This is a genomic window from Niveispirillum sp. GW835-FHT14G11 (genome assembly GCF_058793615.1).
The window spans coordinates 64,410-86,637 of sequence record NZ_JBXAFZ010000014.1; the positions used below are offsets into that span (position 1 = coordinate 64,410).

At 64.6% G+C, this 22,228-nt stretch carries 23 protein-coding genes; 20 read left to right on the forward strand and 3 right to left on the reverse strand.

Going from position 1 to position 22,228, the window contains the following annotated elements; translation table 11 throughout:
• Positions 1-134: 134 nt before the first annotated feature.
• Genes AC1Q7F_RS23935 through AC1Q7F_RS23975 form a run of 9 tightly spaced genes read left to right on the forward strand, consistent with a single transcriptional unit; the run spans position 135 to position 8,361 of the window.
• Complete coding sequence (locus AC1Q7F_RS23935) at positions 135-1,574, forward strand: hypothetical protein (RefSeq protein WP_492511054.1); 1,440 nt, start codon at positions 135-137, stop codon at positions 1,572-1,574.
• The gene (locus AC1Q7F_RS23940) at positions 1,574-2,773 is read left to right on the forward strand and encodes an acetyl-CoA acetyltransferase (protein WP_492511055.1); all 1,200 of its coding nucleotides are present in this window, start codon (positions 1,574-1,576) and stop codon (positions 2,771-2,773) included. The genes AC1Q7F_RS23935 and AC1Q7F_RS23940 overlap by 1 nt, the downstream gene beginning before the upstream one ends.
• A 9-nt stretch (positions 2,774-2,782) precedes the next feature.
• Positions 2,783-3,253 carry a MaoC family dehydratase gene (locus tag AC1Q7F_RS23945; RefSeq protein ID WP_492511170.1) on the forward strand — a complete coding sequence of 157 codons (471 nt, stop codon included), beginning with the start codon at positions 2,783-2,785 and terminating at the stop codon, positions 3,251-3,253.
• Positions 3,250-4,131, forward strand: a complete 882-nt coding sequence (locus tag AC1Q7F_RS23950; protein ID WP_492511056.1) for an HpcH/HpaI aldolase/citrate lyase family protein — start codon at positions 3,250-3,252, stop codon at positions 4,129-4,131. The genes AC1Q7F_RS23945 and AC1Q7F_RS23950 overlap by 4 nt, the downstream gene beginning before the upstream one ends.
• On the forward strand, positions 4,128-4,457 hold the full coding sequence (locus AC1Q7F_RS23955; protein ID WP_492511057.1) for a hypothetical protein: 330 nt from the start codon (positions 4,128-4,130) through the stop codon (positions 4,455-4,457). The genes AC1Q7F_RS23950 and AC1Q7F_RS23955 overlap by 4 nt, the downstream gene beginning before the upstream one ends.
• Positions 4,454-5,638 (forward strand): acyl-CoA dehydrogenase family protein, encoded by a 1,185-nt coding sequence (locus AC1Q7F_RS23960; RefSeq protein WP_492511058.1) that lies wholly within the window; start codon positions 4,454-4,456, stop codon positions 5,636-5,638. The genes AC1Q7F_RS23955 and AC1Q7F_RS23960 overlap by 4 nt, the downstream gene beginning before the upstream one ends.
• A 16-nt stretch (positions 5,639-5,654) precedes the next feature.
• Positions 5,655-6,563 carry an SDR family NAD(P)-dependent oxidoreductase gene (locus AC1Q7F_RS23965; protein ID WP_492511059.1) on the forward strand — a complete coding sequence of 303 codons (909 nt, stop codon included), beginning with the start codon at positions 5,655-5,657 and terminating at the stop codon, positions 6,561-6,563.
• Between the two features lie 3 nt (positions 6,564-6,566).
• A complete protein-coding gene (locus AC1Q7F_RS23970; protein WP_492511060.1) occupies positions 6,567-7,424 on the forward strand; it encodes a MaoC/PaaZ C-terminal domain-containing protein in 858 nt (285 codons plus the stop codon).
• Positions 7,414-8,361, forward strand: coding sequence for an NAD(P)H-dependent flavin oxidoreductase (locus AC1Q7F_RS23975; RefSeq protein ID WP_492511061.1), 948 nt, complete (start codon positions 7,414-7,416; stop codon positions 8,359-8,361). Before AC1Q7F_RS23970 ends, AC1Q7F_RS23975 begins: the two co-directional genes overlap by 11 nt.
• Positions 8,362-8,406: 45 nt before the next feature.
• Here the strand turns inward: AC1Q7F_RS23975 and AC1Q7F_RS23980 are convergent, their stop codons facing one another.
• Together AC1Q7F_RS23980 and AC1Q7F_RS23985 are read right to left on the reverse strand one after the other, a co-directional pair.
• Positions 8,407-9,966: a long-chain-fatty-acid--CoA ligase gene (locus tag AC1Q7F_RS23980; protein ID WP_492511062.1), complete on the reverse strand. Its 1,560-nt coding sequence runs from the start codon at positions 9,964-9,966 to the stop codon at positions 8,407-8,409.
• A gap of 3 nt (positions 9,967-9,969) precedes the next feature.
• Positions 9,970-10,812: an enoyl-CoA hydratase/isomerase family protein gene (locus AC1Q7F_RS23985; protein WP_492511063.1), complete on the reverse strand. Its 843-nt coding sequence runs from the start codon at positions 10,810-10,812 to the stop codon at positions 9,970-9,972.
• Positions 10,813-10,914: 102 nt separating this feature from the next.
• On the opposite strand from AC1Q7F_RS23985, the gene AC1Q7F_RS23990 reads away from it, so the two are divergent.
• The gene (locus AC1Q7F_RS23990; protein ID WP_492511064.1) at positions 10,915-11,916 is read left to right on the forward strand and encodes an NADP-dependent oxidoreductase; all 1,002 of its coding nucleotides are present in this window, start codon (positions 10,915-10,917) and stop codon (positions 11,914-11,916) included.
• Here the strand turns inward: AC1Q7F_RS23990 and AC1Q7F_RS23995 are convergent.
• Positions 11,903-12,886, reverse strand: coding sequence for an amidohydrolase family protein (locus AC1Q7F_RS23995; RefSeq protein WP_492511171.1), 984 nt, complete (start codon positions 12,884-12,886; stop codon positions 11,903-11,905). The two genes, AC1Q7F_RS23990 and AC1Q7F_RS23995, sit on opposite strands and share 14 nt — an antisense overlap.
• 182 nt (positions 12,887-13,068) lie before the next feature.
• On the opposite strand from AC1Q7F_RS23995, the gene AC1Q7F_RS24000 reads away from it, so the two are divergent.
• Genes AC1Q7F_RS24000 through AC1Q7F_RS24045 form a run of 10 tightly spaced genes read left to right on the forward strand, consistent with a single transcriptional unit; the run spans position 13,069 to position 22,180 of the window.
• The gene (locus AC1Q7F_RS24000) at positions 13,069-14,307 is read left to right on the forward strand and encodes an NAD(P)/FAD-dependent oxidoreductase (protein WP_492511065.1); all 1,239 of its coding nucleotides are present in this window, start codon (positions 13,069-13,071) and stop codon (positions 14,305-14,307) included.
• Between the two features lie 18 nt (positions 14,308-14,325).
• Positions 14,326-15,597, forward strand: a complete 1,272-nt coding sequence (locus AC1Q7F_RS24005) for an aromatic ring-hydroxylating oxygenase subunit alpha (RefSeq protein WP_492511066.1) — start codon at positions 14,326-14,328, stop codon at positions 15,595-15,597.
• Between the two features lie 2 nt (positions 15,598-15,599).
• Positions 15,600-16,100: an aromatic-ring-hydroxylating dioxygenase subunit beta gene (locus AC1Q7F_RS24010; RefSeq protein WP_492511067.1), complete on the forward strand. Its 501-nt coding sequence runs from the start codon at positions 15,600-15,602 to the stop codon at positions 16,098-16,100.
• Between the two features lie 14 nt (positions 16,101-16,114).
• Positions 16,115-16,876: an SDR family NAD(P)-dependent oxidoreductase gene (locus tag AC1Q7F_RS24015; protein WP_492511068.1), complete on the forward strand. Its 762-nt coding sequence runs from the start codon at positions 16,115-16,117 to the stop codon at positions 16,874-16,876.
• A gap of 9 nt (positions 16,877-16,885) precedes the next feature.
• Positions 16,886-17,200: a non-heme iron oxygenase ferredoxin subunit gene (locus tag AC1Q7F_RS24020; RefSeq protein ID WP_492511069.1), complete on the forward strand. Its 315-nt coding sequence runs from the start codon at positions 16,886-16,888 to the stop codon at positions 17,198-17,200.
• Positions 17,187-17,894 carry a TetR/AcrR family transcriptional regulator gene (locus tag AC1Q7F_RS24025; RefSeq protein WP_492511070.1) on the forward strand — a complete coding sequence of 236 codons (708 nt, stop codon included), beginning with the start codon at positions 17,187-17,189 and terminating at the stop codon, positions 17,892-17,894. The genes AC1Q7F_RS24020 and AC1Q7F_RS24025 overlap by 14 nt, the downstream gene beginning before the upstream one ends.
• On the forward strand, positions 17,891-18,760 hold the full coding sequence (locus tag AC1Q7F_RS24030; RefSeq protein WP_492511071.1) for a VOC family protein: 870 nt from the start codon (positions 17,891-17,893) through the stop codon (positions 18,758-18,760). The genes AC1Q7F_RS24025 and AC1Q7F_RS24030 overlap by 4 nt, the downstream gene beginning before the upstream one ends.
• A complete protein-coding gene (locus AC1Q7F_RS24035) occupies positions 18,757-19,614 on the forward strand; it encodes a VOC family protein (RefSeq protein WP_492511072.1) in 858 nt (285 codons plus the stop codon). Before AC1Q7F_RS24030 ends, AC1Q7F_RS24035 begins: the two co-directional genes overlap by 4 nt.
• Before the next feature lie 32 nt (positions 19,615-19,646).
• On the forward strand, positions 19,647-20,477 hold the full coding sequence (locus AC1Q7F_RS24040) for an alpha/beta fold hydrolase (protein WP_492511073.1): 831 nt from the start codon (positions 19,647-19,649) through the stop codon (positions 20,475-20,477).
• Entirely contained in the window at positions 20,477-22,180 is a 1,704-nt protein-coding gene (locus AC1Q7F_RS24045) for an AMP-binding protein (protein WP_492511074.1), read from the forward strand. Before AC1Q7F_RS24040 ends, AC1Q7F_RS24045 begins: the two co-directional genes overlap by 1 nt.
• The last annotated feature ends 48 nt before the right edge of the window (positions 22,181-22,228 follow it).

The following is a 22,228-nucleotide window of genomic DNA, read 5'->3' on the forward strand; positions in this document are numbered from 1 at the left end:
TTTGTGCTGGTGCTGTGTGCTGTGGTCAATCTGATAGTGAACCACTTTACAAATTTTTCGATTGGTGTCAAGAAAGCTGAACGAACGACGGAATATCGCGTTCGCAAATATGATAACGACCCGGATGGGATATGATGGGAAGGTATGTCCATTCCGTCGGCGGTTACCTGCCGGCTTTGCGGCTGGACCGCAGAAATGCGGCGTCGGCCTTGCGCTGGTCAGGGCTTGGCGGCCCGCGTGAGGGCAGTCGCGCCGTCGCCGGCTGGGACGAAGATGCCCTGACCCTGGCGGTGGAGGCGGCGCGCGGTCTGGTGGAGGGGTTTGCGGGCGGGGACCTGACCTTCGCCTCAACCTCCGCCTATTTTACCGAACGGTCGCAGGCCGCCTTGATGGTGGATGCACTAGCTTTGCCCCGCACGGTGCGCAGCCTGGATGTGGGCGGGTCGCGCCGTGCCGCCACCAGCGCCCTGCTGCGGGCATTGGACGCCCCCGGCGAAGCCATCGTGGCGGCGGGGGAGAAACGGCAGACCCAGGCCGGCAGCAGCCAGCAACTGAGTTTCGGCGATGGCGGAGCGGCAATACGGGTGGCCGATGCCGGTCCTGTCCGCTATCTGGGCGGTGTCTCGCACAGCCATGATTTCATTGATTATTACACCAGCCGCGACCAGCCCGTTCCTTATGCGTATGAGGAACGGTTCGTGCGGGAAATGTCGGTGTCGGAGATCCTGGCGCCTGCCATCCGCGCTGTCTGTGCCAAGCTTGGAGTGCCGCCGGATGCCATTGCCCAGGCCGCCGTACCGGAGCCGCTGACCGGCGTCTGGCCCGCACTTGCCCGCGCCGTTGGCCTGACGGCGCCCAATGCCTGTTCGGAACTGTCGTTGCTGGCGGGCGATCTGGGCACGGCGCAGGCGCTTTATGGATTTGGATTGGCACTGGGCCGGGCGCGGCCGGGCGATATCGTGCTGCTGGCCGGGTTCGGCAGTGGCTGTGACGCCCTGCTGTTCGAGGTGACCGGGCCGGTGCCGGGCGCGGCAGCCCTGGAGGCCGCACTGCATCATGGTCATAAGCTGGTTGACTATACCCGCTTCCTGAACCTGTCAGGGGCGCTGGATCTGGCCTGGGGCATGCGGGCGGAGGTGGAACAGAAGGCGCAGGCGACCGTGCTGGAGCGCCATGGCCGCGATGTGGTCGGTTTTGTCGGTGGGCGCGACAGCCAGGGTAATGTGCAGTTCCCCAAGAGCCGTATTCCCGTGAACCCCGGCCTGACGGCACCGGAAGTACTGACCGACGTGCGGCTGGCCGACGAGACGGCGCGGATTGTGTCGGCCACCGCCGACCGGCTGAATTATACGCCCGACCCGCCGTTCGATTTCGGGCTGGTGCAGTTCGGCAATGGCGCTCGCGTCATGATGGAATTCACCGATCGGCCGGCCGCTGGCTTCGCAGTGGGCGACGCGGTGCGCATGCATCTGCGCATCAAGGCCCAGGATCGCGGCCGAGGTTTCCGCACCTATTTCTGGAAGGCAGCACCCTTGGAACGGCCGCCGCTGGCCACCAGCCAGGAGAGCAAATGATGGCAACGGGCATCAGGGATCGCGTGGCGATCATCGGCATGGGCTGCACGCCCTTTGGCGAACATTGGAACAAGGGGGCCGAAGACCTGATGGTCGACGCCTTCCAGGAGGCATTGCTGGATTCCGGCATTGATCGGAAACAGATCGGGGCCGCCTGGATCGGTAATGCGCTGGATGACATCAATGTCGGCAATTCCGCCCTGCCGCTGGCCCATGCCCTGCGCCTGCAAACCATCCCGGTGACACGGGTGGAGAATATGTGCGCCACAGGCACGGAGGCGCTGCGCGCAGCCACGTATGCCGTGGCGGCCGGGGCGGTGGATATCGCATTGGCATTGGGAGTGGAGAAGCTGAAGGACACCGGTTATGGCGGCCTGCCCCTGCGGACCAAAGGTGTGGCCAATGATCTGTGGATGCCTTACGGCTCCGCCCCCGGCGGGTTCGCGCAACTCGCCGGTGCCTATGCCGCCCGTCACGGCATTGCTGCGGCGGACCTGAAACGGGCGATGGCACATGTCTCCTGGAAAAGCCACCAGAATGGTGTCCTGAATCCGAAGGCGCATCTGCGCAAGGCGGTTTCCATGGAGACGATCCTGGCGGCGCCCATGATCGCCGACCCGCTGGGGCTGTTTGATTGCTGCGGCGTATCAGACGGGGCGGCTTGCGCCATCATCACCACGCCGGAGATCGCGCGAAGCCTGGGCAAGCGCGATCTGGTGACGGTCAAGGCCATCCAGCTTTCAGCCAGCAATGGCTGGGAAAGCCAGTATGGCGAATGGAACGGGTCCTATGTGCGCAACACCCGCGCCGCCGCCGCCCGCGCCTATGCCGAGGCCGGGATTAACGACCCCAGGCGGGAACTGGGCCTGACCGAGGTGCATGACTGTTTCTCCGTCACCGAGCTGGTGACCATGGAGGATCTGGGCCTGTCGGACGAAGGACGTGCGGTTTTCGACATCCTGGATGGTGCCTATGACCGGACGGGGGCGGTGCCCTGCCAGGTGGATGGGGGCCTCAAATGTTTCGGCCATCCCGTCGGCGCGTCGGGTCTGCGCATGGCCTACGAGGTCTATACCCAGCTTCTGGGCCGGGCGGGGGAGCGGCAACTGGCGCAGGTTGATTTCGGCCTGACTCACAATCTGGGCGGCGCCCCGTTCAACAGCGTGGCGGCGGTGTCGGTGCTGGGGCGGCTGGGCTGAGTCTAAAAAATCAGGGAGGAAACAACAATGGCGGGTCTTTATTTCGAACAGTTCAGCGAAGGCCAGTCCTTTGTGCATGAGGTGCGGCGGACGGTGACGGATATGGACAATATCCTGTTCTCCTCCCTCACGTACAACCCGGCGGCCATCCATATCGACCATGAATATGCCAAGGGCACGGAGTTCGGCCGGCCGCTGATGAACTCCATCTTCACCCTGGGCCTGGTGGTGGGGTTGTCGGTGCAGGACACGACGCTGGGCACCACGGTCGGCAATCTGGGCTGGGAGGAAGTGGCCTTCCCCAAGCCGGTCTTCGCCGGTGACACGATCCGGGCGGAAACCAGCGTCGTGTCCTTGCGCGAAAGCAAGTCGCGTCCGACCCAGGGCATCGTCACCTTCCTGCACCGCGGCTTCAATCAGCGGAGCGAGGAAATATGCCGCTGTCGCCGCGTGGCCCTGATGATGCGGAGGCCGACATGAGGTTGCGATCCCTGCTGTTCGTGCCCGGCGACAGCGAGAAGAAATTCGCCAGGGCCAGCACCAGCGGCGCCGACGCCCTGATCCTGGACCTGGAGGATGCCGTTGCTCCGTCGCGCAAGGAAGCGGCGCGGGAACTGGTGGCCGGCATGATCGATGCCGCCAGCGACCGGTCCTGGCGCTATTTCGTGCGGGTCAACGCGCTGGATACCGGCCTGACCCTGGCCGATCTGGTCGCCGCGGTGCGGCCGGGGCTGGATGGGCTGCTGATCCCCAAGGCCAATGGTGCCGCCGATATTGCCCGTATCGGCCATTATCTGGACGCGCTGGAACAGAGGGCGGGGATGGAGGTCGGCAGCGTCCGGCTGGCCGTGGTGGCCACGGAGACGCCGGCGGCCATGTTCAACCTGGGGTCCTATGCGCCTGCCCATCCGCGGCTGGTGGGCCTGACCTGGGGGGCGGAGGATCTGGGGGCCGCCATCGGGGCCACCGCCAATAAGGAGGCGGACGGCGCCTGGACCTTCCCCTATCGGATGGCGCGTGCCCAGTGCCTGTTCGCAGCGGCGGCGGCGGGCGTGGCGCCCATCGATACGCTCTTTGCCGATTTCCGCGACATGGAAGGGCTGGCCGCCGATTGCCGCATCGCCCGGCGGGATGGCTTTACCGGCCGCATCGCCATCCACCCGGATCAGGTGGCGACCATCAACGCATGTTTCAGCCCGTCGGCCGAGGACATCGCCCATGCGCGGCGCGTCGTGGCGGCCTTTGCTGCACAGCCGGACGCCGGCACGGTCGGCATCGATGGCCGCATGTACGACATCCCCCACCTGAAGGCAGCCCTGCGCACGCTGGCCGCCGCCGATGAAGGAGCTGAATCATGAGCGGTTTCGCCAAGGCCGTCTGTCTGGCCGTCCTCATCGGCCTGACCGGTTTCCTGTTCTATTCCTTCGCCACCGGCCAGGTCATTCCCGACCAGTTGCATGTGTGGAGCGTGGTCTGGGGCCTTTATGTCTGGGCCGACACCTATTCCGGTTTCCTGCTGATGAGCCTGATCATCTACGCCTATGAGCGTCGGCTGGGCCTGACCATCCTGCTTTTCCTGATCACCTGTTCGACCGGCAACATGGTCAACGCTGCCTGGCTGCTGTGGCGCGGGCCGGACCTGTTCCGCCGGATATCCAACCGCAAGAACGGACAATTCACATGATCACGCTGGACAGTTTGCGCCGGGAACGGCAGGTGGAGCTTGACGCCATCCGCGAAGGGGTGCGCGCCGTTGCTTCCCGTTTTGACGATGAATATTGGCTGGAACGCGACGAGGATGGCCGCTTTCCCCATGAATTCCATCGCGCCATGGCGGAGGGCGGCTGGCTGGGCATCACCATGCCCGAGGAATATGGCGGTGCCGGTCTGGGCGTGACCGAGGCGGCGGTGATGATGCACGAGGTCGCCAGCCATGGCGGCGGCATGGCCGCCACCTCATCCGTCCATATCAACCTGTTCGGCCCGCATCCCATCGTGGTCAAGGCCTCGGCGGAACAGAAGGCCCGTTGGGTGCCGCGCCTGATCTCTGGTCAGGACCAATGCTGCTTCGGCTTTACCGAGCCCGATGCCGGCCTGAACACCACCCGCATCAAGACCTTCGCGCAGAAGGTGCCGGGCGGCTATGTCGTGAACGGGCAGAAGGTCTGGACCTCCACGGCCCAGGTTGCCAACAAGATCATGCTGCTGACAAGGACGACAAAGTTCGAGGATTGCAAGCGCCCGACGGACGGCATCACCATCTTCTATACCGACCTGGACCGCGCCAAGATCGACGTCCACAAGATCCCCAAGATGGGCCGCAAATGCGTGGACAGTAACGCCATCTTCATTGATGGCCTGTTCATCCCGGAGGAGGATCGGATCGGGGAGGAGGGCAAGGGTTTCTCCTATATCCTGCATTCGCTCAACCCGGAGCGCATTCTAATCGCGGTAGAGGCGATCGGCATCGGCCAGGACGCCCTGCGCCGCGCCACACGCTATGCCAAGGAGCGCGTCGTCTTCGACCGGCCCATCGGCCAGAACCAGGGCATCCAGCATCCGTTGGCCGAACGCTGGATGTATCTGGAGGCGGCGTGGCAGATGGCCATGAAAGCGGCGGAGTTGTATGACAGCGGCCAGCCCTGCGGGGCGGAAGCGAACAGCGCCAAGTTCCTGGGCGCACGCGCCGGTCATGACGCCGCCTGGCAGGCGGTCGCCACCCATGGCGGCTTCGGCTATGCCAAGGAATACCATGTCGAGCGGCTGTACCGCGAAGCGGCGCTGACCCGGCTCGCCCCCATCACCGAACAGCTCATCATGAGCTTCATCGCCGAGAAGGTCCTGGACCTTCCCAAGAGCTATTGAGGAAACGAACATGGGCATGATGGACGGAAAGGTCGTCCTGGTCACCGGGGCCGGGCGTGGGGTCGGGCGCGGCATCGCGCTGGAAATGGCGGCGGCCGGGGCGGCCGTGGTGGTCAACGATTTGGGTGTGTCGCTGGCCGGCACCGATAATGCCGACGCTTCGCCGGCGCAACAGGTCGTGGCGGAGATCGTGGCAGCCGGTGGCAAAGCAGTGGCCAATGGCGATAGCGTAGCCAGTTGGGATGGGGCGCATGCCATGGTGCAGGCCGCCATCGACAATTTCGGGCGCATCGACGCTGTGGTCAACAATGCCGGCAATCTGCGCGACGTGCTGTTCCACAAGATGAATGAGGAAGATTTCGACGCCGTCATCAATGTCCATCTGAAGGGCAGCTTCAATGTCAGCCGGGCGGCCGCACCCTTCTTCAAGGACCAGGGCGGCGGTGCCTATATCCATATGGCGTCCAGCTCCGGGCTGATCGGCAATCTGGCGCAGGCCAATTACATGTCGGCCAAGATGGGGATCGTTGGGTTGTCGAAATCAATCGCCATTGACATGCATCGTTTCGGTATCAGGTCGAATGCCGTTGCGCCTTTCGCCTGGACCCGCATGGTCAGTTCCATCCCCACCGAGACACCCGAACAGAAGAAGCGCGTGGAAGGGCTGATGAAGCTGAAGGCGGAAAAAGTGGCACCCTTTGTGGTGGCGCTGGCCAGCGATGCCGGTGCCCATGTCACGGGCCAGGTGTTCGGCGTGCGCAACAACGAGATCTACCTGTTCTCCCAGTCCCGGCCCCTGCGTACGGCCCACACATCCGATGGCTGGACGCCGCAGAGCGTGGCCGACCGGGTGTTCCGGCAATTCCAGTCGGATTTCTATCCGCTGCACAAGTCGGGTGATGTCTTTACCTGGGACCCGGTTTAGGCCATGGCGATCCAGGCTGAAACCCTGCTGCATCACCGGTTCGACCCCATCACCCAGACCTATGCATCGCGTGATGCGATCCTCTATGCCCTGGGCATCGGCCTGGGTGCCGATCCGATGGATGAGGGTGATCTCGACTATCTTCTGGAAACGCGTGGGCAGGTGCTGGCCCCCTTTGCGGTGACATTGGCCAGCCCCGGCATGTGGATACGCGACCCGGCCTTCGGCGTCGATTTCGCCCGACTGGTGCATGCAGAGCAGGAGGCTCTGTTCCACCATCCCCTGCCGCCGACCGGCACAGTGACGGCCCGGCCGCGCGTAGTGGGGCTGTATGACCGGGGTGCGGGCAAGGGGGCGGTGCTGGTGGTAGAGCGGGAGATTGTTGATCCCAACAATCCCACCGCGCCTTTCGCCACCATCCGCCAGACCCTGCTGCTGCGCGGTGATGGCGGTTTTGGCGGGCCGCCCCCGCCTGCCGTCACCGTGACAGCGCCGCCGGACCGGCCGGCCGACCATCGGGCGGCGGTGCCGGTCTCACCCCGTGCCGCCCTGATCTATCGGCTGGTGGCCGACCTCAACCCGCTGCATGCCGATCCGGCCTTTGCCCGCAAGGCGGGGTTTGAACGGCCAATCCTGCATGGGCTGGCCAGTTACGGTATGGCCGGGCGGGCCGTGATGCGGGCGACGGGGCGGGGACTGGCATCGCTTTCCTGCCGCTTCTCCGGCATCGTCGTGCCGGGCGATACCATGACCCTGTCGCTGTGGCGAGAGGGGGACAGTGTGCATTTCCAGGCCCATGTCGGTGACCGGCTCGTGCTGGACCGGGGCTTTGCCAGATTGGAGGATAATCATGCTGGGTGATCCCACACTCGCCGCCCGCCTGAAGGCCGGCTTGCGCCTGCCGGTCTTTGCCGGCCCCATGTTTATTGCGTCCACCGCCGACCTGCTGATTGCGCAGTGTCAGGCCGGGATCATCGGTTCCATGCCGGCGCTGAACCCCCGTTCCACCCAGGCGCTGGATGAGGATATCGCCCGTATCCGCGAGACACTGGGCGGTGATGTGCCCTATGCCATCAATCTGGTGGCCCATCGCAGTAATGATCGGCTGGACGCCGATTATGCCGTGCTGGAAAAGCACAAGGTTCCCATCGTCGTACTGGCGCTGGCGGCGGATGCCGGGCTGGTGCAGGCCATTCATGGTTATGGCGGGTTGGTTTTCAACGATATCGCCACCGACCGCCATGCCCGCAAATGCGCGGAGATGGGGGTGGACGGGATCATTGCGGTGGCTGCCGGTGCCGGCGGGCATACGGGTTCCGTCTCTCCCTTCGCGCTGGTTTCCGAAATCCGCGAATGGTGGCAGGGCCCGCTCTGCCTTTCGGGCTGCATCGCTACCGGGCGTCAGGTGCTGGCGGCGGAAGTGATGGGGGCCGATTTCGGCTATATCGGCTCCCCCTTCCTGGCCAGTGACGAGGCCAACACCGCCCCCGGTTTCAAGCAAATGGTCGTCGATTGCAGCTCCAAGGATATCGTCATGACCAACTGCTTCACCGGCGTGAACGCCCTGTTCCTGCGCCCGTCGATTGAGGCCAATGGCCTGGACCCGGCGCAGATGGTGCGCGACAAGGGGGCTGCGGTGAACATTGCCGGCGGCGGCGGCAATGCAAAGGCCTGGCGCGATATCTGGAGCGCGGGACAGGGTATCGGTGCGGTCAAGAAATCCGGCCCGGCGCGTGACTATATCGATGGGCTGGCAGCAGAGTACGAAGCCGCGCGCAGGGCTTTCAAAATGGGTTGATCACCATGCGGGGTGAGGTCAATACCTCACCCCGTTTCGCCCCCTCTACGCCACGCTGCGCGTGTGCCCCTGCCAGTAACGGGCGCGCAAATCCTTCTTGGAGATCTTGCCGCTGGGGACCAGGGGGAAGCTGTCCACGAACTCCACACTTTTGGGTACCTTGTACCCGGCCAGCTTCTCCCGGCACCAGCCCAGCAGCGACGTCTCATCCAGTCCGGAGCCGGGGCGGGGGATGATGATGGCCTTCACTGCCTCACCCCAGCGCGGGTCGGGCACACCGATCACGGCGACACCCGCCACATCGGGATGGATGGACAGGACATTCTCGATCTCGGCAGAATAGATATTCTCTCCGCCTGAGACGATCATGTCCTTGGCCCGGTCAACGATGTAATAGAGCCCTTCTGCATCCCGCCTTGCCATGTCGCCGCTACGGTACCAGCCCTGCTTAAGGACGGCTTCGGTCGCTTCCGGCTGGTTCCAATAGCCCGTGGTGATGGCAGGTGCGCGGATCAGCAATTCCCCCGTCTCCCCCTCCGGCACCTCGTTCCCGTTGATATCGACGATGCGGAATTCGATCAGGGGCAGGGGGCGGCCGCAGCTTTGCAACTTGCCCTCGTCATCCAGACGATGTTCGTTGGGGCGTAGGATGGAGAAGGCGCCATTGGCCTCCGTCGCGCCATAGAACTGCATGAAGGAACAGGGCATGCGCGCGATGGCCCGCTTGATCAGTCCCAGTGAGATGGGCGAGCCGGCATAGAGCATCAGGCGCAGGGACGAGAAATCCGTCTGCTCCGCATCCGCATGGTCCAGCAGCATCTGGATCATGGTCGGCGTCAGGGTCAGAAGGCTGGGCCGTTGCCGGGTGATGGCGGCCAGCATCTGACCCGTATCGAACTGCCGCAGGATGGCGACGGCCACGCCGTTATAGAGGCACTGGAAGGCGATGCCGATGGACAGAAGATGGAAATTCGGCAGCGCGTTCAGGAAGATGTCGCCCTCGCGCCAGTCGAACGCCGGTTCATGATGCTCGCACAGCCGGATGCGGTTGAAACCGCCATGGCTCAGCATCACGCCTTTGGGCTTGCCCGTCGTGCCGGAGGTATAGAGCTGGATGGCGCAATCCTCCTCGCTGATCCACAGGCCTGGGCGCCCGGCGGACTGGCCGGCGAAGCGGGCTTCCAGCGTATCGTCGGCATCAAACCAGATCACGGTCGGGTTGGCACCCGACAGGGCCAGGGCGGCATTCCACAGCGCCTCGAAATGCCGTTCGACGAAGACGATGGTGGCCTTGCTGTCGGCGATCAGGCCGGCCAGCTCCGGCGCCGCCAGCCGCCAGTTGAAGACGGTGAAGGCGGCCCGCGTCTTGGCCGTGCCGATCAGCGCGAAATAGTAATCGGGACTGTTCAGCCCGATGAACCCCACCCGGTCGCCGGCGGCCAGCCCTTGGGCCAGCAGCGCATTGGCGATGCGGTTGGAGGTCGCATCATAGTCGGCGAAGCTGATCTTCCGGTCGCCATAGGTCAGTGCCAGCCGGTCCGGCGCGTGGCGGGCGTGATATTCGATGAATTCACCCAGGGTGCGCACTTCGGGATAGAGCCACATGGTTCAGTTCCCCACAAAAGCAGGCTTGCGTTTTTCCGCAAAGGACAACAGCCCTTCGCGCGCGTCGGCGGTGCCGGCGATGCGGGCCAGCGCCTGGGCTTCCAGTTCCAACTGTGTTTCCAGGGGCTGGTCCTGCGCACTCAACAACAGGCGGCGGATCTCGCCATAGGCCAGGGTGGGACCGTTGGCGAGCATGGCGGTGATGGCCTCTGCCCGTTCCAGCAGTGCTTCGCGCTCCACCACCTCATCTACCAAGCCGCAGGCCAGGGCCGCGTCGGCGGGCACCGTCTCGTTCAGCAGCAAATAGCGCCGGGCGCGGGCCAGGCCCATGCGGCGCGACAAGGTGATGGAGGAGCCGGCGTCGCAGCAATAGCCGATGCCGCTATAGGCCGCCACGAATTTGGCATCGGATGCCGCAACGACTATATCGGCCCCGGCGATGAAGGCCGCCATGCCGCCGGCACAGACACCCTGCACGGCGGCCACGATGGGCGCGTTCATGCGCTGCAGGCGGGCAATGCCCATATGCAGATCCGCCGTCCAGCGTTTGATCATCAGCGGCAATTCGTTGAGGTGTGACACGAAGCTGGCAATGTCGCCGCCGAAGCTGAAGGACTTCCCCTCCGCCGTGATCAGCACGGCGCGCAGGCCAAAATGTTCCGACAGGATTGTCGAGGCTTCGCGGATTTCCGCACACAGGCGCCCGTCGATGGGATTGCCGCGCTGTGGATCGGTGAAGGTCAGCCGACCGATGCCGTCATCAATCGTCAGGCGGAGCGCCTTGAATTCCATACCCTGTTCCTCCCGTACTGTTCCTTGCTGCCGGTCGCTGTCGTCGACGGTCATGATTGCCGTCGTTCTCGGCAACTGGTAAAGTTGTGTATTAAATCGACGCGCCCGTCAATGCGGATGAGGCATACGCATTGCAATTCAGGGAATGAGGTCAGGATGAGGAACAGACAGGTTCGGCTGCTGGCACGGCCGACGGGCATCCCGCAGGCAGAACATTTCGGCTTTGCCGAGGAGGCGGTCGGGGCGCCGGACGACGGCCAGATCCTGGTGCGCAATCATTTCCTGTCGGTGGAACCGGCGATGCGCGGTTGGATCGCCGATCAGGGCAATTATTCCGCACCCGTCGCCATCGGCGCCACCATGCGCTCGCTGGCGGCGGGGGAGGTGGTGGAAAGCCGGCTTCCGGGGTTCCGGCCTGGCGACCGGGTTGTGGGTTGGTTCGGCTGGCAGGAATTCGCCACCGTGGCTGCCGACGCCGTGGTGCGCAGGGTGGTGGAAGATGACCTGCCGCTATCCCTGTCTCTGGGTATCCTGGGTATCAATGGTGTCACCGCCCTGCTGGCCCTGACCCGGATCGGGGAACCAAAGCCCGGCAATCTGGTACTGGTCTCTACGGCGGCGGGTGCGGTGGGGTCGGCTGTCGGGCAGATTGCCCGGCTGTTGGGCTGCCGTACCGTGGGCATCACGGGCGGGCCGGAAAAGGTGGCGCTGTGCCGCACGGACTATGGGTATGACGCCGCCCTGGATTACCGGGCCGACGGGCTGGACGCTGCCATTGCGGCGGTCTGCCCCGATGGGGTTGACGTCTATTTCGACAATACGGCGGGCCCGATCAGTGACGCGGTCCATCGCCACCTGGCCATCGGTGCCCGCGTCGTCATCTGTGGTACGGCAGCGATTTCCAGTTGGGCGGACTGGCCGCAGGGGCCGCGTGTGGAACGCCATCTGCTGGTGAAACGCGCCCGCATGCAGGGGTTTGTGATCTTCGACCATATGGCGGATTACGAACAGGCTGTGGCGCAACTGGCAGACTGGGTGCGGGCCGGCAAGCTGCGCTACCGGGAAGACATTCTGCACGGGCTGGAGGCCTGCCCGGACGCGCTGTCCGGGCTGTATCGCGGGGAGAACCTGGGCAAGCGGGTGATCAGGCTGGTTTGACAACTCCGCCCAGAAAGGCCAAGGCGTTTTGGTACAGGGTCGGACCGGCGCCGCCCAAAGCGTCATCGGTGAAGGCGCCGGGCCGGTCTTGCTGGATGATGAACGGATAGTCAGAACCGACCAGGATACGGTCCATACCGACGCTTTCGGCCAGGAACCGCAGGGTCCGGTCATCATAAAGGACGCTGTCATAGAAGAAGCGGCGCGCCATCTCTGAGGGTTTGGCCGGGAACGCCCCGCCCAGACTACCCCCCAATGCCCAGATCCTGTCCAGGCGCGGTAATATCCAGGGCAGGCCGCCACCCCCATGGCAGAGCAGGATGCGCAAGGCGGGAAAGCGCACGGGGATGCCGGCGGACAGCAGAGCCGTGCCGGCCAGGGCTGTATCCGCCGGGAATGCCGCCGCTGCCGCCAGGGCCGGATGGGGCGGCAGCCGTTCCCGGCCTGCCGGATACAGCGGATGCACCATGATGGCAAGGTTGAGCGCCTCTGCCGCTGCCCAGAACGGGTCCAGCGACGGGTCGGAGAGCGGCTTTCCGTCAATATGTGTACCGATTTCGACGCCGCATAACCCCAGATCCCGCACCGCCTCCAGCCGCCGGGCCGCGAGGTCCGGGTCCTGCATCGGGACCATACCCAGTCCATGGAATCGAGTGGGGGCGGCGGCGACAAGGTGGGCCAGCGCCTGATTGACATGGCGGCACAGATCGTCGGTTTCCCCCGCGCCCAGCCAATGCGACAGCAACTCCGGCATGGGGGAGATCACCTGTTCATCCGTGCCCTGCTTGTCCATTTCCGCCAACCGCGCCGCGGCATCCCAGTTTGCAAGCTCCAGCACCCGGAACGGCTTGCCATCGATGACCAGGGAGGCCCTCCCATCGGATCGATGCTCCATCGCCGGCCAGCGGGCGGACCGCTCGGCGCCGTCCGGTAGGGTGGATGGGACAAAATGGGTGTGGGTATCGATCACGGGGGACAAGGCGCGCCTCCGGCAGATGGTGATGTGATTTATCAACTATGACCCAATTTTTCTTATTTACAAGCCGTACAGACTGTTTATATAAAAATGAAATCAGCAGAGGGGCGGAGAAGCTCCCAAAAGCCGGTCCGGGCGGAATGCCGGGCACACACCAACATCCGGGAAGAAATGCCATGGGGCAGGAACGGGGCCTTCGGGACGGGCCGGGCCGTCCACCTTTCGTCATCGTCGGTGCCGGGCAGGCCGGTGCGCGGGCCGCCGAAGGGCTGCGTGCCGCCGGATATCAGGGCGACATCACCCTGATCGGGGGGGAGGCGCACGCCCCCTATGAACGGCCGCAACTATCGAAGGAGGTATTGCTGTCACCCGACGGGGCGGTGAAATTCATCCGCACGGAGGCGGATTGGCGGGCCGTGGGTGTCGATCTGGTCACGGGTAAGCGCATCATCTCCGGCAATGCCGGAGACCGGGTGCTGTACGCGGCAGATGGCCGGACATTCCATTTTGGCGCCCTGCTGCTGGCCACGGGGACACAGCCGCGACGGCTGCCGGTGCTGGAAACCGGGTCGGTACCAGTGTTGACCCTGCGCGGCATCGAGGATGCCCTGGCCCTGCATGCGGCCCTGCGGCCGGGGCTGCGGCTGGTCATCATCGGTGGCGGGGTGATCGGGCTGGAGGCGGCGGCCGCTGCCGCGACATCCGGTGCAATGGTCACGGTGGTGGAGGCGGCGCCGACATTGCTGGCCCGCGCCCTTCCGCCGCTGGTGGCCGACCATCTGCGTCGCCGGCATGAAGCATCGGGAGTGGTTTTCCGGCTGGGTCAGACCCCGATTGGCATGACGGGCCATGACGTGCGGCTGGCCGATGGCAGCGCATTGCCGGCCGATCTGGTGCTGGTCGGCATCGGGGTGGAGCCGGTTCTGGAGCCCGCCGTCAGCCTGGGCGTGGCGCTGGAGAATGGCATCCGTGTCGATAAGTTTGGGCGCACGTCGGTCCCCGGCATTTTCGCTGCGGGCGATGTGACCAGCCAGTGGAACCAGGCGGCTGGCCGGTACATGCGGGTGGAGACCTGGGCCAATGCCCAGAACCAGGCGACAGCCGCCGCCTGGACCATGGCGGGACAGCCCAAGGCCTATGAAGACCCGCCCTGGTTCTGGACCAACCAGTATGACCAGAACATCCAGGTGGTGGGCGACCCGCTGCGCGGCACAGTCAGTCTGCGCGGCGATCCGGTGGGCGGGCGCTTCACCCTTGTCGCCACCGATGACGGCACCGTCACGGGGGCCGTCACCGTTAACATGGCCAAGGAAATGGGGGCGCTGCGCCGGCTGGTCGCCGCGCGGGCCCGCCTGACGGCAACCGACCTGGAAAATCCGGGCTTCGACCTGCACCGTGCTCTGGCTGCTGCATAAAACAGGGAGGAATAGATCATGTCAGGGAGCAACAATCCCGGCCCACTGGTCCGGATCGATCCGGAAGCGCACAGTTTCAACGTCAATCGCCGCAGTTTCATCGACCCCGCCATCCTGGCCCTGGAGCAGGAGCGGATTTTCAGCCGCTGCTGGCTGTATCTGGGACATGAGTCCGAACTGGCCAAGCCCGGTGACTATGTCAGCCGACAGGTCGGCGGGCGACAATTGATCTTCACGCGTGACGCCAAGGGCGGATACAACGCGCTGCTGAACAGTTGCACCCATCGCGGGGCCAAGGTCTGTCGCGACCGCAGCGGCAACGCCAAGTCGTTCCAATGTTTCTATCATGGCTGGATCTTCGGCCTGGACGGCAAGCTGCGCCACCTGCCGGATGAGGAAGCCTATCCACCGGGTTTCAAGGATCGGCCGGCCTCGGGCCTGCAGCCGGTTGCGCGGTTTGAACGCTATCGCGGTTTTGCCTTTGTCTGTTTCGATCCAAATGCAGTGCCGTTGACCGACTATCTGGGGGCGGCCACCGAATATCTGGATATCGTGGCCGACCAGTCGGATGCTGGCATGACCATCGTCGGCGGCACGCAGGAATATTCCATCCGCGCGAACTGGAAACTGCTGGCCGAGAATTCCTATGACGGCTACCACGCCGCCACCAACCACGCGACATACCTGGACTATCTGCGCAGCATGTCCGGCGGGCTGGCCAATATCGCGCTGAAGGGCGAGGGGCGGGATTTGGGCAATGGCCATGCCGTGGTTGAATATTCCGCCCCCTGGGGCCGCCCCGTGGCGCAATGGATTCCGGCCTGGGGGCCAGAGGGCAAGGCGGAAATCGCCGCCATCCATGCCAAGCTGGTGGAGCGCCACGGTCAGGAACGGGCCGACCGCATCGCGGGCAAGAACCGCAATCTGGTGATCTTCCCCAATCTGGTCATCAACGACATCATGGCGCTGACGGTGCGGACCTTCTACCCCGTCTCCGCCGACTATATGCAGATCAACGCCTGGGCCCTGGCACCGGTGAACGAGAGCAAGTGGGCGCGGGAATATCGGCTGTTCAACTTCCTGGAGTTTCTTGGCCCCGGCGGTTTCGCCACGCCCGACGATATCGAGGCACTGGAACAGTGCCAGCGCGGCTATGCCAATGCCAGCGAGGTCGGCTGGAACGACCTGTCCAAGGGCATGTCCCGCAACCCGCCATCCTATGATGACGAGGCGCAGATGCGCGCCTTCTGGACCCAGTGGAATTCCCGTATCGCCATGGTGGAGGCGTGATCATGCAGCAGGACACGATGCACACCATCACCCGCGCGGCGGTGGAGGAGTTCCTCTATCAGGAAGCGGCGCTGATTGATGAATGGCGGCTGCCGGAATGGCTGACCCTGTTCACTGACGATGCCCATTATTATGTGCCCTCCACGGATATCGCGGGCGATGCCTCCCCGGAAAACAATCTGTTCTATATCGCCGATGATCGGTTCCGGCTGGGCGAGCGGGTGGTGCGGCTGATGAAGCGCACGGCCCATGCCGAATATCCGCGTTCCAAACTGTCCCACCTGATCTCCAACGTGCTGATACGCGAACTGGCGGATGGCGAGTTGGAGGCGCGGTCGGTCTTCATCACCTACCGGTCCAAGGATGGCCAGACGGATGTCTATTTCGGTCGCAATGTCCATCGGCTGGTACGCACGCCGGATGGTCTGCGCATCCGGGAAAAGCGCGCCATCCTGGCCAGTGACGGCCTGCGCCCGCAGGGGCGCGTCAGTTTCATCCTGTGACAAGAGGCTGAGCCATGGGCAGCAAACTGGACGGGCAGGTGGCCATCGTCACGGGCGCCGCGCGCGGGATCGGGCTGGTCATTGCCCGGCATCTGGCGGCGGAAGGGGCGCGGCTGGTCATTGCCGACATTGATGAGGGCGCCTTGGCGGAGGCGGCAGCCACCCTTTCGGCGGAATGCGGGTGGGAAGTGGTTTCATTGGCCGGCGACCTGTCGCAGGAGGATGTCGCCAAGGCGCTGGTCGGCAAGGCCGTCGCCCGGTTCGGGCGGCTGGATATCCTGATCAATAATGCCGGAGGCGGCATCATTCGTCCGTTTCTGGACCACACGCCCGACACGTTGCGCACCACCATCGACCGCAATCTGTGGACGGCTGTCTGGGCCTGCTACCACGCGCTGCCGGTGATGAAGCGGCAGGCTTATGGCCGCATCATCAATATCGGGGCGGATTCGGTGCGCAACGGCCTGTGGGACCATGCCGCCTACAATGCCGCCAAGGGCGGGGTGCATGCCATGACCACCGGTCTGGCGCGTGAATTCGCCCGCGACGGCATTACCGTCAATACGGTGGCCCCCTGCGCCATCAATAATGACCAGCTTCAGGCCTTTGTCGCCAAGGCACCGGATGTGGCGGCGAAATTCATCGACGTGATCCCCATGGGCCGGGCGGGGGAGATGGCGGAGGTGGCCTCCATGGTCACCTATCTGGCCACCCCGGAGGCGGGCTTCGTCACCGGCCAGGTGATCAGCGTCAATGGCGGCAGCACAATGCTTTGAGGGGTGTCCATGTCCAACCTGATCAGACTATGCCCCGCAGCCGATATCCAGGATGGCGATATCAGGGGGGAGACCCTGCCCGATGGCAGCCGCATCGCCCTCTACAAGGTGGGTGATCGCGTCTATGCCACGGCCGACCAATGCACCCATGGCGAGGTGTCGCTGTCGGAGGAGGGTTGCCTGCAGGGCCATGTGGTGGAGTGCAGTTGGCACTTCGGCACGTTCGACGTTACCACTGGTGCGGCCCTGGGCATGCCTTGCGAGGTAGCGCTCCGGTCCTATCCGGTGGAACTGATCGATGGGGTTGTCCATGTCGTCGCCTGACCCGAAAACCATTGTCCGTCCGCGTGGTCGCCCCCGCCTGAACCCGGCCCCGGCGCGGCCGGTCCGCACCCAGGCGGAACGCAGTGACGAGATGCGGCGGCGTATCGTGGATGCCGCCGCGCGGGTGATGGGCGACCATGGCTATGCCGGTTTCCGCACGGCGGAGGTGGCGCGGGTGGCCGGCGTGTCGCGCGGCGCACAGCTTCACCATTTCCCCACCAAGGAACAGTTGGTGCTGGCCACGCTCCGCCATGTCTATGGCCGTGCGCTGGAACGCAGCCGGCAGCGGGCGGCCAGCCTGGACGCCAAGGGCGACATTATCGGGCAGTTGCTGGACGATGCGCGGGAATTCTTTTTCAGCCGGCATTTCATGGTGTCCATCGACATTGTGGTATCGGCAGCCACCGACCCGACGGTGCGGGATGAGGTGCGGGACATTGCCCGCACGGCCCGTCTGCCCGTGGAACAGGCCTGGACCGATGCCCTGATCCAGGCCGGCATCCCGGCCGATGTGGCGCCCGGTATCCTGTCCATCGTGCTGGGCGTGGTGCGTGGTCAGGCCATCCGCCGGTTGTGGGACACCGATACCAAACGGGATGAACAGCAATTGGCCATGTTGCGCGACATGGTGCGCTGTTTCGTGGCGGCGCGCGGTGCCGCAGCTGATCCCCCATCAGGAAAGCGACAGACATGAGCGATGCAACATTGGCGGTCGCCTATGTCCGCCTGGCCCTGTCCGATCCAGAGGCTGCCAGCCGTTTTGTGACGGATATCCTGGGATTGCCGCCCGGTCCCCGTATCGGCACCACACAATGTCTGCGCGCCAGCCAGCGCCAGAACGACCTCTCCCTTCTGCCCCTTGATGCCGGCCCTTCGGCCTGTGGCATCGCATTTCCCGACCAGCCGACCCTGGATGCGGCGGCGTGCCGTCTGCGCGATGCCGGCTTCGACCTGACGCCGGCCGATCCCGATGCCTGTCGGCTACGGCAGGTGGATGCGTGTTTCCTGGCCCGCGACGGATCGGGCAATGCCATTGATCTGGTATTGCGGCCGCATATGAATGGCCGGCGCTGCCACCTGCTGCGCGACAGCGGCATCATCGGCCTGCATGGTGTCGGTCTGCGCAGCCGCGACATTCAACGCGATATCGCCTTCTGGCGGGCACTGGGTGGTCGTGTGGCCGATCAGGTGGGGGATATCACCTATATCGCCCTGGATAATACCCATCACCGTATCGTGCTGTACCCGTCCGACGGCGCCGGCATCCTCTATACCGCCTTCGCGGTAGAGGGGCTGGACCAGTTGATGCAGGCATCCTACTTCGCCACCGACCGGCAGGTGCGCATCCTGCAGGGCCCCGGGCGGCAAGCGGCGTCCGGGTTGGGTTTCCTGCATCTGGCGGGGCCGGAAGGGACGATCTTCACCCTGGTGACGTCCCGTCCCGATGCGCCCGCGCCGTCCGCGGTTCCCCGGCGTTTTCAGCGCACGGTTGACGGGTTGTGCGCCTGGGGCAGCCGCTGTGATGCGGTGCCCGAACTGCAAGCGGAGGAAGGGGCATGATCCAGCTGGTTGATATCGCCTATGTCCGTCTGGGGACGCCGGACCTGGACCTGGCGGCGGATTTTGGCACCCGCGTGCTGGGGCTGGAGGTGGCACGGCGTGAGGCGCGGTCGCTCTACCTGCGCTCCGACGAAAGGGCACACACGCTCTGCTATGTGCAGGGTGATCCTTCCATGCAGGTCGCCGGGTTCGAGGTTGCCAGTGCTGCCGAACTGGATCAGGCTGCCGCCAATCTGCGCGCCCTGGGCCATGTGGTGCAGGAGGGTACGGCGGGTCAGGCGGCAGCGCGCATGGCCGATGCCTTCATCGCCTTCACCGATCCCAGCGGCAATGCCATTGAGCTGGCGCTGCGCCCGGCCTATCGCGGGCGTCGGCATTTCGGGTCGCGTGATGCCGGTATCACCGGCTTCAACCATATCGGGCTGAACTCCACCGACCCGGCGCGCGACGAACATTTCTGGACGCGGGTGTGCAACGCGCGGGTCAGTGACCGGATCGGCGATATCCCGCTGATGCGGATCAGCGCCATCCATCACTCCATAGCATTGGTGCGCGCAGCCGGCCCCGGCATCCAGCATATAAACCATCAGGTCCGCACTGCCGACGACGTCCTGCGCGCCCATTCGATGCTGCAGAAATTGAAGGTGCCCATCATTTTCGGTCCTGGCCGGCACCCGACCTCGGGCGCCAATTTCCTTTATTTCCGGGGGCCGGATGGGATGGTGTTTGAATATTCCTGCGGCGTGAACGAGATCGCGGACGAAGCCACCCACCGCCCGCGCAGCTTTAGTTTTGAGCCATCCAGCCTGTGCATGTGGGGATCGAAGCCCGGCGGGCTGATCAAGGGCGCCTGACCCAACCAACAAGTCAAATCCGGGGGGAAACCATGTCCCAACCATCGCCTGAAATCGCCCGTTCGATCCGCACGGGCGATTTCAATACCAATTGCCACGATTTGGGCCAGGGGCGGCCCGTCATCCTGATCCATGGGTCCGGACCAGGCGTCACCGGCTGGGCCAACTGGCGTCTGGTCATGCCGGAACTAGCGAAAAATCGCCGCGTGCTGGCGCCCGACATGGTGGGGTTCGGTTATACCGACCGTCCAGCGGGCCTCACCTATGATCGCGCGGCCTGGGTCCGGCAATTGCTGGACCTGATGGATGCGCTTGATCTGCCGCAGGTCGACATTGTCGGCAATTCCTTCGGCGGGGCCATCGCCCTGGCCCTGGCCATCCAGCATCCGGAACGGGTGGGGCGCTTTGTCCTGATGGGCAGTGCCGGCCTGACCTTCCCGGTGACCGATGGGTTGGCAGCGGTGTGGGGGTATGAGCCGTCGCTGGCCGCCATGCGTGGCCTGCTGGACATTTTCGCCCATGACCGCAGCCTGGTGACCGACGAATTAGCGGAGCTGCGCTATCAGGCCAGCATCCGGCCAGGGTTCCAGGAGAGTTTCGCGGCCCTGTTCCCGCGCCCTTATCAGCGTTGGCTGGACGCGCTGGGCAGTGAACCCGAAGACATCACCCGCGTCCGGCACGAGGTGCTGATCATCCATGGCCGCGATGACCGTGTCGTGCCGCTGGACGTGTCGTTGCGTCTGCACCAGTTGATCGCCCGATCCCAATTGCATGTCTTTGGGCAGTGCGGGCACTGGGCACAGATTGAACATGCGGCACGCTTCAACAAGCTGGTTGGTGATTTCCTGGCGGAGGCAGCGTGATGGGTGGGCAATCCTTTGAACAGGCGCGTGATTTCCTGCTGGCGTACCGTACGGATTACGATACGGCCTATAACAGCTTCGAGTGGCCGGACCTGACGGAATTCAACTGGGCGCTGGACTGGTTCGACGCGGTCCTGGCCGCCGCACCGGAGAGCCGCGACCGCCCCGCTTTGCGCATCCATGATCCCGATGGCACGGAGATCAGCGTCAGTTTCGCGGAAATGGCGGCACGGTCCAACCGCGTGGCGAACTATCTGCGCGGAGCCGGTGTGGGCAGGGGACAGCGGGTGCTGCTGCTGCTGGGCAATGTCGTGCCCTTGTGGGAATGCATGCTGGCCTGCATGAAGCTGGGCGCCGTCATTATCCCGGCCACCACCCTGCTGACCCCGGACGATCTGGCCGACCGGCTGACGCGCGGCCGCGTCTCCCATGTCATCGCAGATCAGGCCCTGGTGGAGAAATTCGCCGGCCTGGACGGTATCGACAGCGTGGGTCGCTTCGCCGTGGGCGGGAGCCGGCCCGGCTGGCACGACTTGGGGGCGGCCCATGACGGCAGCCATGCCGGCCATTTCACCCCCGACAGCCCCACGCCGGCCTCCTCGCCCATGCTGCTCTACTTCACCTCCGGCACGACGGCCAAGCCCAAGCTGGTAGTTCATTCGCATCAAAGCTATCCGGTGGGCGCCCTATCCACGATGTATTGGCTGGGTCTCCAGCCCGGCGATGTCCATCTCAACATCTCTTCCCCCGGTTGGGCCAAACATGCGTGGAGCTCCTTCTTCGCGCCCTGGAATGCCGGGGCGACAGTGTTCATCGTTACCCAGCCGCGTTTCAATGCCGCCCAATTGCTGGACGTGCTGGCCGGGCAGGGGGTGACCAGCCTTTGTGCCCCGCCAACCGTCTGGCGCATGCTGATCCAGCAGGACATGGGGCGCTGGCGGACATCCTTGCGTGAACTGTGCAGCGCTGGCGAACCGCTGAACCCGGAAGTCATCGACCATGTGCAAAAGCTGTGGGGCCTGACCATCCGCGATGGCTATGGCCAGACGGAGACGACGGCCCAGATCGGCAACCCGCCGGGCCAGCGACTGAAGCCGGGTTCGATGGGCCGGTCATTGCCCGGATACCGCCACCAGTTGCTGGACCCGGATGACCTGCCGGCGGGGGAGGGGGAATTGTGCCTGCCCCTGGCCGGCGTTGGTCGCCCGGCCGGCCTGATGCTGGGCTATGAGGTGGAGGGGGCGATGACCGCCACCGATGGTGCCTTCTATCGAACCGGCGACGTGGCGGAGCGGGATGCGGAGGGTTACCTGACCTTCGTCGGCCGGGCCGACGACGTGTTCAAGGCATCCGATTATCGGATCAGCCCGTTCGAGCTGGAAAGTATTCTGCTGGAGCATCCGGCCGTGGCCGAGGCGGCTGTTGTGCCGTCGCCCGATCCTGTGCGTCTGGCAGTGCCCAAGGCCTTTGTCATCCTGGCGGGGTCGGTTCCGGCGGATGCCGACACGGCCCGGTCGATCTTTGCCCATCTGCGCGGTCGGCTGGCACCTTACAAACGGGTGCGGCGTCTGCAGTTCGTTGACGAACTGCCCAAGACCATTTCCGGCAAGATCCGTCGCGTCGATCTGCGCCGGGCCGAAGACCGGCGCGACGAGGTACAGGACGGGGAATTCCTGGAGCAGATGTTTCCCGACATCGCTTGAGTGGTAAACTACATTACTATATCATCGGTCCCCACGAAAGACGCGCTG